15 protein-coding genes are annotated in these 14,038 nt (G+C 69.7%); 7 read left to right on the top strand and 8 right to left on the bottom strand.

From position 1 onward, the window contains the following. Window positions 1-96: 96 nt before the first annotated feature. Together ACO0LU_RS14280 and ACO0LU_RS14275 are read right to left on the bottom strand one after the other, a co-directional pair. Window positions 97-327 carry a hypothetical protein gene (locus ACO0LU_RS14280; protein WP_424788850.1) on the bottom strand — a complete coding sequence of 77 codons (231 nt, stop codon included), beginning with the start codon at window positions 325-327 and terminating at the stop codon, window positions 97-99. A 15-nt stretch (window positions 328-342) separates the two neighbouring features. Then, complete coding sequence (locus ACO0LU_RS14275; protein ID WP_424792012.1) at window positions 343-1,863, bottom strand: molybdopterin-dependent oxidoreductase; 1,521 nt, start codon at window positions 1,861-1,863, stop codon at window positions 343-345. 274 nt (window positions 1,864-2,137) lie between these two features. Here ACO0LU_RS14275 and ACO0LU_RS14270 point away from each other — a divergent pair, with 274 nt between their 5' ends. Genes ACO0LU_RS14270 through ACO0LU_RS14255 form a run of 4 tightly spaced genes read left to right on the top strand, consistent with a single transcriptional unit; the run spans window position 2,138 to window position 5,910 of the window. After that, window positions 2,138-3,145 carry an ABC transporter ATP-binding protein gene (locus ACO0LU_RS14270; RefSeq protein ID WP_424792011.1) on the top strand — a complete coding sequence of 336 codons (1,008 nt, stop codon included), beginning with the start codon at window positions 2,138-2,140 and terminating at the stop codon, window positions 3,143-3,145. Next, window positions 3,142-3,972, top strand: a complete 831-nt coding sequence (locus ACO0LU_RS14265) for an ABC transporter permease (protein ID WP_424792010.1) — start codon at window positions 3,142-3,144, stop codon at window positions 3,970-3,972. Before ACO0LU_RS14270 ends, ACO0LU_RS14265 begins: the two co-directional genes overlap by 4 nt. Before the next feature lie 46 nt (window positions 3,973-4,018). Continuing rightward, a complete protein-coding gene (locus ACO0LU_RS14260) occupies window positions 4,019-5,305 on the top strand; it encodes a sensor histidine kinase (protein WP_424792009.1) in 1,287 nt (428 codons plus the stop codon). After that, window positions 5,302-5,910: a response regulator transcription factor gene (locus ACO0LU_RS14255; protein WP_424792008.1), complete on the top strand. Its 609-nt coding sequence runs from the start codon at window positions 5,302-5,304 to the stop codon at window positions 5,908-5,910. The genes ACO0LU_RS14260 and ACO0LU_RS14255 overlap by 4 nt, the downstream gene beginning before the upstream one ends. Before the next feature lie 90 nt (window positions 5,911-6,000). Here the strand turns inward: ACO0LU_RS14255 and ACO0LU_RS14250 are convergent, their stop codons facing one another. From ACO0LU_RS14250 to ACO0LU_RS14240, 3 genes are read right to left on the bottom strand one after another with little or no spacing between them, the layout of a single operon-like run. Continuing rightward, a complete protein-coding gene (locus ACO0LU_RS14250) occupies window positions 6,001-6,876 on the bottom strand; it encodes a DUF4097 family beta strand repeat-containing protein (RefSeq protein WP_424792007.1) in 876 nt (291 codons plus the stop codon). Continuing rightward, window positions 6,873-7,025, bottom strand: coding sequence for a hypothetical protein (locus ACO0LU_RS14245; protein ID WP_424792006.1), 153 nt, complete (start codon window positions 7,023-7,025; stop codon window positions 6,873-6,875). The genes ACO0LU_RS14250 and ACO0LU_RS14245 overlap by 4 nt, the downstream gene beginning before the upstream one ends. 12 nt (window positions 7,026-7,037) lie before the next feature. Then, entirely contained in the window at window positions 7,038-7,526 is a 489-nt protein-coding gene (locus tag ACO0LU_RS14240; protein WP_424792005.1) for a toxin-antitoxin system HicB family antitoxin, read from the bottom strand. Between the two features lie 157 nt (window positions 7,527-7,683). Between ACO0LU_RS14240 and ACO0LU_RS14235 the strand changes: the two genes are divergently transcribed. Both ACO0LU_RS14235 and ACO0LU_RS14230 read left to right on the top strand, forming a co-directional pair. Then, entirely contained in the window at window positions 7,684-8,391 is a 708-nt protein-coding gene (locus ACO0LU_RS14235; protein ID WP_424792004.1) for a lysophospholipid acyltransferase family protein, read from the top strand. A gap of 74 nt (window positions 8,392-8,465) precedes the next feature. Then, window positions 8,466-10,403, top strand: coding sequence for an alpha/beta fold hydrolase (locus ACO0LU_RS14230; protein ID WP_424792003.1), 1,938 nt, complete (start codon window positions 8,466-8,468; stop codon window positions 10,401-10,403). Between the two features lie 62 nt (window positions 10,404-10,465). Here the strand turns inward: ACO0LU_RS14230 and ACO0LU_RS14225 are convergent, their stop codons facing one another. Further along, window positions 10,466-11,689: a trans-sulfuration enzyme family protein gene (locus tag ACO0LU_RS14225; protein ID WP_424792002.1), complete on the bottom strand. Its 1,224-nt coding sequence runs from the start codon at window positions 11,687-11,689 to the stop codon at window positions 10,466-10,468. A gap of 43 nt (window positions 11,690-11,732) precedes the next feature. Here ACO0LU_RS14225 and ACO0LU_RS14220 point away from each other — a divergent pair, with 43 nt between their 5' ends. Continuing rightward, the gene (locus tag ACO0LU_RS14220; RefSeq protein ID WP_424792001.1) at window positions 11,733-12,977 is read left to right on the top strand and encodes a D-alanine--D-alanine ligase family protein; all 1,245 of its coding nucleotides are present in this window, start codon (window positions 11,733-11,735) and stop codon (window positions 12,975-12,977) included. Window positions 12,978-12,988: 11 nt separating this feature from the next. Here ACO0LU_RS14220 and ACO0LU_RS14215 read toward each other — a convergent pair whose 3' ends face one another. Further along, window positions 12,989-13,459, bottom strand: coding sequence for a hypothetical protein (locus ACO0LU_RS14215; protein WP_424792000.1), 471 nt, complete (start codon window positions 13,457-13,459; stop codon window positions 12,989-12,991). A 64-nt stretch (window positions 13,460-13,523) separates the two neighbouring features. Further along, complete coding sequence (locus ACO0LU_RS14210; protein ID WP_424791999.1) at window positions 13,524-14,027, bottom strand: DUF3515 domain-containing protein; 504 nt, start codon at window positions 14,025-14,027, stop codon at window positions 13,524-13,526. Window positions 14,028-14,038: the final 11 nt, after the last annotated feature.

Below are 14,038 nucleotides of genomic sequence, written 5' to 3'. Positions count from 1 at the left end.
GATGGACGGGCCCACGTCGATCACGGGCGGGCGGCGCGTTCGAAAGCCGGGAGGGGCCGGGCGTGGTGCGGTTGTGGCCATGCCCGCCCGCTGGTGTCAGGACAAGCCGTACTGACCGGCATCCTTGACAGCCTTGGCCAGAGCGGCCTTGTCGATCTCGACGTCGTCCTTGTGCTTGATGATCATTCTCGTCTCGTCGCCGGAGAGCCGCTCGAAAGCGACGGCCCCCACGTCCTGGACATTGCTGACCGACATGCGCACGGCCAGTACGTCGTCGTTGGAGGTGATGCCACTCAGGGTGTAAATGGTGGAGATCATGGCTGTCATGGCTGGTCCTTGCCTCTAGATGCGGCCGTTGAACGCTTGCATGGCGGAGTCCTCACGGGTGCCGCCACGTCCGTCACCGTACTCGGCATAGTCGGTGATCCATTCCACGGACTTGACCCACTTCACCATCTTGTAGCCGTGGTTGGACTCCACCCGCAGACGCAAGGGTGCACCCAGGTGGATCTCCAGGGGCTGATCGTTGCGCTCATAGGCCAGGATGGTGTCGTCCTCAGCCAGCATCTCCAGGTCCAGCACCGCGTAGAAGGGTTCGCGTGGCCGGTGATCGTACATCTCCTGGGCCAGCCCGTGGGATTCGATCATCACGTAGTGGGCGTCGGCCGGGCGGGGGCCGAGCAGGTCCAGCACATCCCGGACGCGTACCCCGCCCCACTTGGAGGTGGCCGACCACCCCTGCATACAGGTGTGAATGGCGACGTACTCGGTCTTCGGCAGTGCCTTGAGGTCATCGAGGCTGAGTTCGAGGACCTTGCCGTCGATCTCCCCGCCGACTCTCAGGCGCCAGTCCTTCCACTCGTTGTCGCGGTGGGTCAACCACTCGGTGGATTCGTCCTTGGTGGGCGGCAGGCCGTTGGTCCAGTGGAACTCGGAGAGGTCCTCGGCGGTGTAGGTGCTCTGCTTGCCCATCCGCGGCTTCATCCAGTTCAGGGTCAGTTTGCGCACCGGCTCGGTCGCGGCGACCAGGAACCGCTGGGCCCGGGCACGGTCGGAGAGGGACCAGTAACTCAGCGCGATCCAGAAGGCGAAGACCACCACGATGGTGGCGATGACGATGGTGAAGGCCTGGGCGTACCGGGAGGTGTCGGTGACGCCGAAGACCATGTGCGCGAGGTTGTACTCGGGGTGGACCAGGAACACCAGACCCACGTGCATGATGATGAACAGGGTCATGATGACCATGCCGATGAAATGCAGCGAACGCGCGCCCTGATGGCCCCCGAGCGCCTTGACGAACCAGGGGAAGCGCGAGCGCACCGCCGGGGCCATGCCGAGGCCGGTGAGAATCATGAACGGCGCGACGATGAAGATGATGAAGGTATAGCCGAGCATCTGCAGGGCGTCGTAGGGCTGGAAGTGCTCGATGCTGGGCACGCCGAACCCGAGGTAGATCACCAAGGAGTCCCAGGCCTCGCCGAAGACGTCCCAGGAGGTCGGGATGATGCGCCGCCACAGGCCGGTCCCGAAGAGCAGGGCGACGTAGACGAGGCCGTTGAGCAGCCACAGCGAGGTGCCCAGGCCGTGCCAGTGCCGGCCCAGCCCGATGTTCTTACGGCCCGGCAGCCCGATCAGCGGGTGCAGGCTGCGCTCGTCCATGAGCGAGGTGTAGACGCCCTCTTCCTTGGGCAGTGTGCGGCGGGTGAACTTCAGCCACTCGGTTCCCGGCTTGCAGTCGTTGCGCCACCAGAAGCGGGGGAGCGAGGAGATGATCTCCCAACCACTGCGAATGAGGATCCCGATGAGTACGAAGTTGATCAGGTGCGACGCGCGCAACCAGAGCGGAAAATCGCCGCCGTCCATGCCGGCCTCCATTGATGTTGGGTCGTGTCGTTCGTTGACGACCGTGGGTAGTTCTCCTCACACCGTACTGGCCAAAGTTGCTGGTGGGAGCCGGTCGAGGCAATTATTACACGGTGTAGTTGTAGTTATAGCCGATGCGCACTCGTGGTGGTCCGCCCGTGCTGCGGGCGTCGTCCGCCCATGACGAATGTCACGGGCGAGGCGTGCGTCCGAGCTCGGATTCAGTGCGATAGCGCACCTGTGCCGACGCGCGGACCGGCCCAGACTGAGGGGTATGGACGAGGAGATCATCACCGTCGAAGCGCTGCGCCGAACCTATGGTCGGACCCGGTCGGCCCCCGGATTCGACGCCGTGCGCGGCGTGAGCCTGCATGTGGGCCGTGGGGAGTTGTACGCCCTCCTGGGTACCAACGGTGCGGGGAAGACCTCGTTGCTGGAGATGATCGAGGGCATCGCCCCGGCCACCGCCGGGCGAGCGCGGGTGCTGGGTAGGGACCCGCACCGCGAGCGGGCCGCAGTACGACCGCACACGGGCATCATGTTGCAGGAGGCAGGGTTCCCTCCCCAACTGAAGGTCGCGGAGTTGGCCCGTGTCTGGTCCCGTACCCTCTCCCGGCCCCGGGACGTCGGAGAAGTGCTCGGTGAGGTGGGCTTGTCCCACCGGGCCGGTGTCGCGGTCAAGAGCCTGTCCGGTGGGGAGCGGCGACGGTTGGATCTAGCGCTGGCCATTCTGGGCAGTCCCACCGTGCTGTTCCTGGATGAGCCGACCACGGGCCTGGACCCGGAGAGCCGGCGGGCCAGTTGGGATCTGATCCGGTCGATGGTCGACGACGGTGTCACCGTGGTGCTCACTACCCACTACCTGGAGGAGGCCGAGGAACTGGCCGACCGGATCGGCATCATGCATGAGGGCCGGCTGGTCCGGGAGGGCACCGCGGCGCAGATCGTGGCCGACGAACCTGCCCGGATCTCCTTCGTCCTACCCGAGTCGGCACCGGCCCTTCCAGCCCTCTACGGACGGCACCGGGTGCGCACCGGTCGGACGGTGCGGCACACCGTCAGCACCCACCGGCTGCAAACGGACCTGCGCCTGTTGCTGAACTGGGCCGCGCAGGCCGGCGTCGAACTGGCTGAACTCAACGCCAGGGCCGCATCGCTGGAGCAGGCATTCCTGGCGATCGCCGGCCGGGAGGGTCCCGAACGCGACGCGAGCACGGCCGGCCGTGAGCAGGGCGGCTCCGGACCTGGCGGGTCCGGCACGAACCAGGAGGTAGGAGCATGAGTGTGACCACGACAGCGACCAGCACGCTGCTCGGCCGCGCGGCGGGAGTCCTACGCCGCGTCGGGGCGCTGGCACGAATGGAAGCAACGCTGCTCGTGCGCAACACGACCGCGCTGGCGACCGCGATCGGGGCACCGCCGCTGATGGTGCTGCTCTTCATCCCGATGGTGGACTCCCTCGCCGACACCGAGGGCGTATTCGCGGCGCTGATCATCGCCATGATGGCCACCTTCGGTCTGCTGTTCATCGCCTACTACAACCTGACCACCACGGCAGTGGCCCGCCGGGAGGAGTTGACGCTCAAACGGCTCATCACCGGAGAGATCTCCTCGGCGGAGGTGTTGGCCGGGATGGCGGTCCCGGCTGTGCTGATCGTCGGTGCTCAACTCGTGCTGGTCACCGTCGTCGTCGCCTTCGTCTTCGAGATGCCTGCACCGACGAACGCGGTGCTTGTGCTGGTCGCGGTCGTCGGTGGCCTCATCGCCTTCTCCCTTTTCGGCTACGCCTCATCCGGGTTGACCAAGACGGTGGAGTCGGCCCAACTGACCACGTTGCCGGTGATCTTCGGGACGCTGCTGGCCAGCGGACTCGTGTTCCCCTTGACAGCACTGCCCGACACCGTGCAGCGCATCGCGGAGTTCACCCCGCTGGCACCGGTGGTCACGTTGATCCAACTGGGGCTGACCGGCATCGGGCCCGACGGCCAGGTCCATACGTTCGCCGAGAGTTTCGGCGCGGGGTTGCTTCCGATGGTGGTCCTGGTGGCATGGTGCGTACTGGGCGCGCAGGCGATCAAGAAGTGGATGCGGTGGGAGCCCCGTCAGTGAGACCCCAGGGTCCGCCGGTGCGCCAGGAGGCGCTACCGTGGCGTCGGTGACCACCAGCGCGAGCGCCAGTCTCTTCCGCTGGTCCGCGCTGAGCAACCCCCAGCGGTTCGAGGCCTACAACCGGTGGTCCTTCTACAGTTTCCTGGCCGCCGTGCCGCTGCTCTCCCTGGCGCAACTGGCCGGCCCCACGCCGTGGACGGGCGCGCAAGGACTGAGCTACTTGGGTGTGATGATGGCGCACACCGTGGTGTGCCTGGTGGTGGCATCGAGGTCCTTCGACCACATCCTCGGGCGGATGCCCCTGCCCCGCCGAATGCTGGTCGGGCTGGGCGGGACGGTGTCGGCCGGCCTTGTGGTGATCGCCGCCGTGTACCCCGGAGTCGGCCGCGCCGAGGACCCGCGGGCGCTGCTCTATGCGGTCCTCATCCTGCTCGTCTCGGCGCTGTTGGCGGTGTGCCCGCTGATCAAGGCCCCGTACGTGGCGATCGGCAGTGGCCTGACCGCGCTGGTCGCCGCAACAGTCGTGGCCATGGCCGGGGCCCTGAACTACATCCCGGTGGCTGGTTTCGTCGGGCTGGCGCTGTCGTTGTCGATGGCGTTATCGATGCGGATCGCGGTGTGGATGGTGCTGGTGATGTGGGACCTGGACCGGCGCCGGGAGGTCGACGCCAGGCTGGCCGTGGCCGAGGAGCGGTTGCGATTCTCCCGGGACCTGCACGATGTGTTCGGGAGGACCCTGTCCACGGTGGCGGTGAAGAGCGAACTGGCCGCCGCCTTGACCGAGCGCGGCGACTCGCGGGGGATCGAGGAGATGGAGCAGGTGCGCACCCTCGCAGAGGAGGCGCTGAAGGAGGTCCGTGAGGTGGTGCAGGGCTACCGGGCCGCCGACCTGCCGACCGAGATGGCCGGTGCCCGGGCGATCCTGACCGCGTCGGGGATCGAGGTCCGGGTGGCCGGGGAGCATCTGCACCTGCCCGCTGGCGCCCAGCGGGCCCTGGCCTGGGTGGTTCGCGAGGGCGTGACCAACGTCGTGCGGCACTCGCGGGCCACCGAGTGCACCCTCGAACTGAGCGAACGGGACGAGGGCTACCTGCTGCAGATCACCAATGACGGCGTCGCCGAGACCGGCGTCCCGATGCCCGCCCGGTCGGCCGGCGGTAGCGGCCTACGCGGCCTGACCGAGCGGTTGGGTGCCCTCGGCGGGACGCTGCAGATACCACCGGCCCCGCCGGAACACTTCGTGCTGTGCGCCTGGGTTCCCGGCCACGCCGAGGTGCCGCTCCCCGCGCACGGCACGTCCGACCACCCTTCGCACGCCACGGAGTCACCATGACGATCACGATCCTGCTCGCCGACGATGAGAACCTCATCCGGGATGCGCTGGCGAGCCTGCTGGGTCTGCAGGAGGACCTGGAGGTGGTGGCGCAGGCCGCCTCGGGGACCGAGGCGATCGCGGCAGCGGCCAAGCACCGGCCGGACGTGGCCGTGCTGGACCTGCAGATGCCCGGAGCGGACGGGATCGAGGTGGCCGAGCACCTGGGTCGGGAGGTGCCGGGCTGCGCTGCGGTCATCGTGACCAGTCACGGCCGGCCCGGGTATCTGCGCAAGGCCCTCGAGGTCGGGGTGCGCGGGTTCGTGCCCAAGACGGTCTCGGCGAGCGTGCTGGCCGATGTGGTCCGGCAGGTTCATCAGGGCGGTCGCTACGTGGACCCCGAACTCGCCGCCGACGCGATCGCCTCCGGCGCGAGCCCGCTGACCCCGCGGGAATCGGACGTGCTGGAGTTGGCGGCCGACGGCGCCCCGGTGGAGGAGATCGCCGCACGCGCACACCTCTCGGCCGGGACGGTGCGTAACTACCTGTCGGCGGTGGTGTCCAAACTCGGAGTCGCCAACCGTCACGAGGCGGTGGCCAGGGCCCGTGCCCAGGGCTGGCTCTGAGGCAGGGTGCCGAACTCCTGAGACCTGCACCGCCCACGGCCGGCGGGCCGCACCGAGCGTTCGCAGCGACGCAGTATCCCCGGACCGATGTCAGCGACTGTTCGTGATGTGGATGTCACCGCTGATTGACCTCGCCTCGACCGTCAGCACCTGCTCATCGCTGTCGGGAGCCCTGCTGGCAGCCAGGGTGGACTTGGTGTGACCGGAGGTGCTGGAGCAGTCCAGGAAGACGGGGGTTCCGGCCGGGACCGCGACGGTGACGTCCCCGGAGGCGCTGCTGGCATTGATCGTCCCGTGGGTGGCCTTGCGCACCTCCAGGTCCCCGGAGGCCGAGCGAATCCGTGCTGTTCCCGCCAGTTCGCCGATCCGGGTATCCCCCGAGGCGGTGGTGGAGACGACGTCGGTGGCCGACTCGATGATCAGGTCCCCGGAGCCGCTGTTGAACTCGATGTGCCCGCTGGCCCGGCCCAGGCGCAGGTCCCCGGAGCCGGACTTGAAGCCGCCGTCGGTCAGCGAGTCGACCACCACATCCCCTGATCCGCTGGACACCTTGACTGCACCCGCCTGCTCCAGATACACGTCACCGGAGCCCGTGCGCACCTGCACGCTCCCGACCGCGCCGCGGGCGGTGAGATCCCCCGAGCCGCTGAAGACCTCGAGGTCGGACCCGGGCGGCACCTGGACCTCGATGTCCAGCCGCGGGGTGGACCCGAAGAACAGTCCACCCGCGCGCGGGACGGTGATGTTCAAGACCTCACCGTTGAACTCGACCAGGGTGTCCTCGGCGTAGGCGCGGCCGGTGGAGTTCTCCCGGTGGGGCTTCAGCCGCACGGTCGCTTCCGCGGTATCGGCAGCGGTGATGGTCAGGTCACTGCTGCGGGTGCCGGCGTGCACGCGCACCGGCCCGGTGACGGGAAAGGCGTACTGGGTCATGTCGATGGCCTCGTTCTCGTTACGGGTGCTCAACGCTTCGGCCCGGTATTGTCCCGGCGCCGACCGGCGGGCCGGGTGGTGCGCTCCCTGCGACGCTTGGGCTTGCGCAGGTGGAACGGTGGTGGGTCATCGGCATTGCGTACGATGTGGAATCCGAAGTTGGATGTGGGAATCAGTTCCATCGAGGGGCTCCTTCAGCGCACCCAGCCGGTCATCCGCCGGCCGGTGCTGGTGGTGCGGGTGCTGGACGGTGCCGGGTGGAGTGCGTGTTGCGCGGCGCGCACCAGCCAGGCGTTGGTGGACAGGCCCTCGGTGGCGGCGGCTTGTTCCACCTGTGACTTGAGGGACTCGGGTAGGCGTAGGGAGATACGGGAGATGTCGCCGTCCTCCGCCGGGGGCGGCGGGACGGGCGGCTCGGGCGGGGTTGGTGGTTCGACGTCCGGGCCCGGGGTGACGACGACGTCCGGGCCGCCGCCGCGGAAGCGGACCTCGACGGTGTCGCCGTCGAGTTGCAGCGTGATCTGGTCGGATAGATCGGCAGCGAACTCCGTCAGCGTCAGGCGCAGGGCCGACTCCATGGTGCGGCCCAACCGTTCGGCCGCCTCCTGTACCTCGGCGGAGGAGGTTTGTGCGGCCGCGCCCAGTGCTTCCTGGAGCGCTTGGAGGTACCGATCGAGATCCATAGCGCCACTATGACATCACAATGACGTCAATGCAAGGCTTTATGGCGTCGAAGTGGCGCAATCATGATGCCGTACTGATCTTCGGGTCGCGACGTCCCGGCGTCCATCCAGGTCAGGCACGGTGAAGGAGTGGTGCTGCGGCGCGTAGCATCACGTCGTGACCCACCCTCCCGTACCGCGTTCCTACCGGGCTGCCGTCGCCGTGGCCCGCCCGGTGATGCGCGCGATGACCAGGAGACGGTGGGAGGGTGGGGAGAACCTCCCGCAGGGTGGCTTCATCGCGGCGGCCAACCACCTGAGCCATGTGGACCCGTTCACGTTCCTGCACTTCCTGATCGACCACGGCCGTTACGCCAAGGTCCTGGCCAAGCACTCCCTGTTCACGATTCCGGTGCTCGGACACCTGTTTCGTTCCACCGGGATGATCCCGGTCCACCGGGGCACCGAGCGGGCGGCGAGCGCGCTGAACGAGGCCCGGGCGCGACTGGCGGTCGGGGAGGCGGTGGCGGTGTTCCCGGAGGGCACCCTGACCAAGGATCCGGACCTGTGGCCGATGGTGGCCAAGACCGGTGTGATCCGCCTCGCCCTGGCCACCCGGGCCCCACTGATCCCGGTGGGGCAGTGGGGGGCGCAGGCACTGCTGCCCCGGGGACGCCGTATTCCACGGGCCATCCCCCGCAAACCGGTCACGGTGTTCGCCGGGGAGGCGGTGGATCTGAGCGACCTCTACGACCTGCCCCTGGACGCCGAGGTGCTGCGCGAGGGCTCGGCCCGGCTGATGGCAGCCATCACCGCGCTGGTGGCCCGGGCCCGGGCGGAGACACCACCGGCCACGCCGTTCGATCCGCGCACCGGCCCGGCCTGAGCGCCCAGCCGGGTGGTGCCGGGGCGGGTAGTGCTCGCCGGAGGGCCGACTGGGCACGCGGTAGCGTGGCCGGGATGAACCAGAGCGCCCGATTGATCAACGACCTGCTCAGCATCCGCACCTGGACCGCCTTCGATATCGACGGCGAGGGTCGCGTCCTGGCCGGCCATGACGAACTCGGCTCGATGCAGTTGGTCGAGATCGGTACCGACGGCACCCGGACCGCGCTCACCGACCTGCCCGGGCGCTGCACCGGCCGGTACTTGCCCGGCCGGCGCGCCGTCGTCGTCCAGCACGACGCCGGTGGTGACGAAAACTGGCAACTGTCCGCCCTGGACCTGGAGACCACGCCTGCCACACCGGCGCGCCTGGAGGACCTCAGGCCCCTGGTTCGCCATGAGCGCTACATGCATGTGCTGCAGGACGTGACCGAGGCCGGCCTGGTCTACTCCACCAACCGGCGCAACGGCGTGGACATGGACGTGGTGGTGCGGTCCCACGATGACGGCACCGAACAGGTGGCCTATGACGGCGGTGGGTACGTCGTCGCGGTGCGTGCCTCGCATGACGGCACGAGCGCCGCCGTGGTGCGCCTGAGTCTGCAGCCGGCCTCCACGGTGGTGGAAACCGTCGGTCCCCACGCGTTCGGTGCCGCCGGACCGGCTGGCGCTTCGAGCGGGACCGGTGGGGCAGCCGACACGGCCGGGACCGGCGGCGCAGCGGAGACGGGCGGGACGTCGCGGACCGTCACCGACCCCGACGAGCTCGCCTCGCATCGCCAGGTGCATTGGGGCGCCGAGGACGACGGGCTGATCCTGTCCAGCAACCACGGCCGGGAGTTCCACGCGCTGTGGCGGGTGGACGAGGACGGTTGGCGCCTCCTGGTCGGCGACGAGGCGGCCGACCTGGACTGCTGGGTGAGTCCCGATGCGAGGCGCATGGTGGTGGGCCGGCAGCGCGACGGCGCCATCGCCCTGTCCCTTTACCGCACCGACGGCACTCACGAGCGCGACTTGGACATCCCCGAACTGGGGAGCGCATCGGTGACCTGGTCGACCGACTCCGCCAACGTGGTGATCTCCGGATCGACGCCCACCGAACCGGGTGCGATCCACCGGGTGCGGGCCGTGAGCGGGCAGGTGGACCTGATCGCCTCCTCCGCCGCCGAACTCGAGGAGGCTCTGCGCGATCGGCTGATCACGCCCAGCGTGCACCGGGTGCCGACCCCCGACGGCGAGCAGGTGCCCTGCTTCGTCTACGCCGGGGCGACGGTGACCGATGACGCCGCAACGGGCCAGAACCAGGCCCGCTCGGCATTGAGCGGGGCGTCGGTGATCCACATCCACGGCGGCCCGGAGGCCTCGGCCGACCTGATCTTCGCGCCGGTGATCCAGGCGCTCGCGGCCACCGGACTGACCGTGCTGGTGCCGAACGTGCGAGGCTCGGCCGGATACGGCAAGCGGTGGATCTCCCTGGACGACGTCGAACTGCGGCTGGGCTCCGTCGCCGATCTGGCCGCGCTGCACGCCTGGCTGCCCGACCTGGGCCTGGACCCGGGCAGGTCGGCGCTGTGGGGTGGTTCCTACGGCGGCTACATGGTGCTCGCCGGGCTCTCGATGCAGCCGCAGTTATGGGCCGCCGGGGTGGACATCGTCGGGATGAGTTCCCTGGTGACCTTCCTGCAGAACACCTCCGACTACCGCCGAGCCTACCGGGAGCGGGAGTACGGCACGCTGGAACAGCACCGGCCGTTCCTGGAGAAGGCATCCCCGATCACCTATCTGGACCAGATCAGGGCACCGTTGTTCATCATCCACGGCGCCAACGATCCCCGGGTACCGCTGAGCGAGGCCGAGCAGATCAAGGAGGCCCTGGATGCCTCCGGAGTGCCCAACGATCTGCGTGTCTATCACGACGAGGGCCACGGGCTGTCCAAGCGGTCCAACCGGCTGGACGCCTATCCCGCGGCGCTGGACTTCCTGCGCACCCACCTGGCGGTTCCACAGCACTGAGGGTGGGCAAGCGCAGGCACGCCGGGGCACGGACGTGGCCGCACCGGGCGTGCCGGCGGGTCTCAGCCGTCCTGCGCGGCGGCGACGGCCAGAGCCTGGAACAGGTCGGCAGCGAGATCCTCGACGTTCTCGATACCCACGCTCAGGCGCACCAGGTCCTCCGGCACCCCGTCGGGCTCGGTGGGGATGCGGCGACGGCGCTCCAGCAGCGACTCCACCCCGCCCAGGCTGGTCCCGGGCATCCACAGCCGCACCGACTCCACCAGCGCCTGTGCCCCCGCCCGGCCACCGCGCGGGCGCACCGTGATGACCGACCCGAAGGTGTCCAGTTGCGCGGCGGCGCGCTGATGCTGGGGGTGGGAGGCCAGCCCCGGGTAGCCCACCTCGACCACGTGCTCATGACCTTCCAGCCGGGCCGCCAGTTCGGCTGCGTTCGAGCTGGCGCGCTCCAGCCGCAGCGCCAGGGTGCGCAAGCCACGCAGGGCCAGCCAGGCCTCCCACGGCCCGGGAATCGCCCCGCCGAGGGTGCGGCGGGCACGGATGGCCGTGGCGATGTCCGCGTTGTTGCTCAGTGCCGCCCCGATCAGCACGTCGGAGTGGCCGGCCAGGTGCTTGGTGACCGAGTGGACCACCACATCGGCCCCGTGGGCGAGGGGCCGCTGCCCCAACGGCGTGGCGAAGGTGTTGTCCACCACCACCAGGGCGCCCAGCGTGTGGGCGCCCTCGATCAGCACCGGTAGGTCGGCCACCTCCAGCATCGGGTTCGTCGGAGACTCCACCCACAGCACCACCGGCGCCCCGGGGCCCCGGTCGGCCGGGGTGGTGGTGGCGTCGTCGTCGGCCGCCTCCCGCAGCACCGCGAGCACTGCCTCGGTCCGCGCAATCGGAACCTGATGCACCCGCACCCGGCTGCGCCGGGTGAGGTCCTGACCCGCCTCGATGGTGGCGTTGTAGGCGTGGATTGGCAGCACCAGGTGCCCGCCCGGGGCCACCAGGTTCAGCGCGGCGTCGATCGCGCCCATCCCGGAGGAGAACACCACAGCGGGTTCGGCGGCGCCCTCGAGGAGGGCGAGTGCCTCCTCCAGCGGCTCCCATGTCTCGGTGCCGTGGCGGGTGTAGACCCGCTGACCGGACCCGAGTTGCGCGGCGGTGCTGAGGTAGGTGGAGGACAGCACCACCGGGGGGTTCACCGGCGCCTCCTCCAGGCGTGCCGGCCGGCCGGCTGCGACCACCTGGGTCTCGGGGCGCCAGCCGGAACCGGGGCGGGCGGGCGTGTCGTTGTCCATCGGGCCAGACTAAGAGTGTCGAAGGGTATTACGCTCAACGGTGATGAGTGATTCCAGGATTCGAGTGGCCGTGGTCTTCGGGGGCGCCAGTAGCGAGCATGCGATCAGTTGTGCGACCGCTGCGGGGGTGCTGGGCGCGATCGATCGGGACCGTTTCGAGGTGGTGCCGATCGGGATCTCACCCAAGGGGGAGTGGGTGTTGGCCGCTGATGATCCGCAGCGGTGGGCGCTCGACTCCGGTGGCACCGGTCAGCCCGCCACCGATGCGGCGGTGCCCGGTGGCGACAACCCCGGTGCGGGCAAGGCCGGAGACGACAACTCCGGTGATGCCGGTGCCGAGACGGGCTCGCAGGCCCCCGGGGCGGGCGCGCCGCGCGGCCCGGTGGTGGGGGCCGAGCACGGACTGGTCACGCTCCCGCTGGGGGACGGCACGCAGGGGCTGACCGTGACGGGTTCGGGTCAGGTGCCCAGGGAACTGGCCGCCGTCGATGTGGTGTTCCCGCTCCTGCACGGCCCGTTCGGGGAGGACGGCACCGTGCAGGGTCTGCTGGAACTGGCCGGCCTGCCCTACGTCGGCTCGGGTGTCCTGGCCTCGGCGGTGGGGATGGACAAGCACTACATGAAGGTGGTGCTGCGCGACTCCGGCCTGCCGGTGGGACCGTGGCTGACCCTCACCCCGCGGCGATGGGCCGAGCACCCCGAGGACGTGACCGCCGCCGCGGGGGAGCTGGGCTGGCCGGTGTTCGTCAAACCTGCCCGGGCCGGGTCGAGCGTGGGGGTGTCGAAGGTCGAGGGACCCCAGGGGCTGGCCGAGGCGATCACGCTGGCCCAGGCCAGTGACCCCAAGGTATTGATCGAGGCGGCGATCGCCGGCCGGGAGATCGAGTGCGCGGTACTGGGCGGACGCGATGGTGGCCCGCCGCGCACCACCGTGCCCGGGGAGATCGTGGTGGGTTCCGGCGAAGGGTTCTACGACTTCGAGACCAAGTACTTCGACCCGGGCGGTGCGGAACTCGTCTTCCCCGCCGACGTGCCCCAGGACGTGGTGGATCAGGCGCGGGACCTGGCCGTGCGCACCTATGAGGCGCTGGGATGCGAGGGCCTGGCCCGGGTGGACTTCTTCTACACCACCGAGGGGACGTTGTTGGTCAACGAGATCAACACCATGCCCGGGTTCACCCCGTTTTCGATGTTCCCGATGCTCTGGCAGCGCTCCGGGATGACCTACACCGAGTTGATCACCGAACTGCTCGACCTCGCCCTGCAGCGCCCGGTCGGGCTTCGCTGAGCGATCGCCGGTCAGCCCCGCTGTCGGCCGACCTGCACCTGACGCACCCCCTGGGCCAGCAGGGCCAGCACCACCACCCCCAGCAGCACGTAGCTGGTGCGCCACTGGACCCCGAGGAAGGCCACCACCACCAGGACCACGCTCGTGGCAACCACGGTGTCGCGCCACGCTGCCGCGGTGGCCCGGTCGCTCCAGCCCGGGTCGTCGGCCGAACCGCGTGGCCCACCTCCGGGCCGGGTACCGGTGCCACGTGCAGCACCCTTGGCCGAGCCCGCGCCCGTGGCACGCGTACCGACAACGCCGCCGGTCGGCGCGGAGCCGAACAGGATCCAACCCAGCACCGTCAACGGGACCGCGAGCACGGCCGCCACGACGGCCAGCGTGAGCAGGTAGGCCTCAGGGTTGGTCCCGGCGGCGATCACACCGACGGCCACCGCCAGCACGATGGCCGAACACACCGCCGGCACCCGTCGTCGCATCATGGTCACGTCCCGTCCCTCCACTCACGTCGCGGCCACGACGGGTCCGGCGCGCTCGCACCGCCACTCACAGCGGGTCCTCCTCCAGGCTCAGGCACTCCCGGGTCTGGGGTACCAGCGTGATCGCCGGCGCCAGGTCGGACAGGATCGCGTCGTGTCCCTGCCCCTCCCATTGTTGCGGTACCTGCACCTCCACCGCGGGTGAGCGCCCGAACGTGGTGAGGGTGAGGACGTCGGCCTGCCCGTCCTCGGGTTCGCGCATCACCCAGTCCACGGTAGGCCCGTCCGGGCTGGTGATGGTGACGCAGTGCTCGGTGGTGGGGCCCAGCACCTCCACCCCGCAGCGCAGCGTGATCGGCGGGTCGCCCCAGGCGCGGGTGGACTGGGAGGTGGTCGAGCGCCGTTCCAGCCCGCCCAACTCCTGCGGGGTGGCGCGCAGCACCTCGGCGCACATCGGGTCCGAGGCGTGCGGGCCCGGTGCCACGGTTGCCGCCGGTGTGCATCCGGCCAGCACCACCGCACCGGCCGCCAGCCCACCGGTGACACCCAGTATTCGCCGCAGCACACCCATGTCCCCACCGT

Source organism: Pseudactinotalea sp. Z1748, from assembly GCF_049725185.1.
Taxonomy (GTDB): Bacteria; Actinomycetota; Actinomycetes; order Actinomycetales; family Beutenbergiaceae; genus CALKWS01.
The sequence above is the reverse complement of the archived record's forward strand: the minus strand, read 5'-3'. Positions and strand labels throughout refer to the sequence as shown.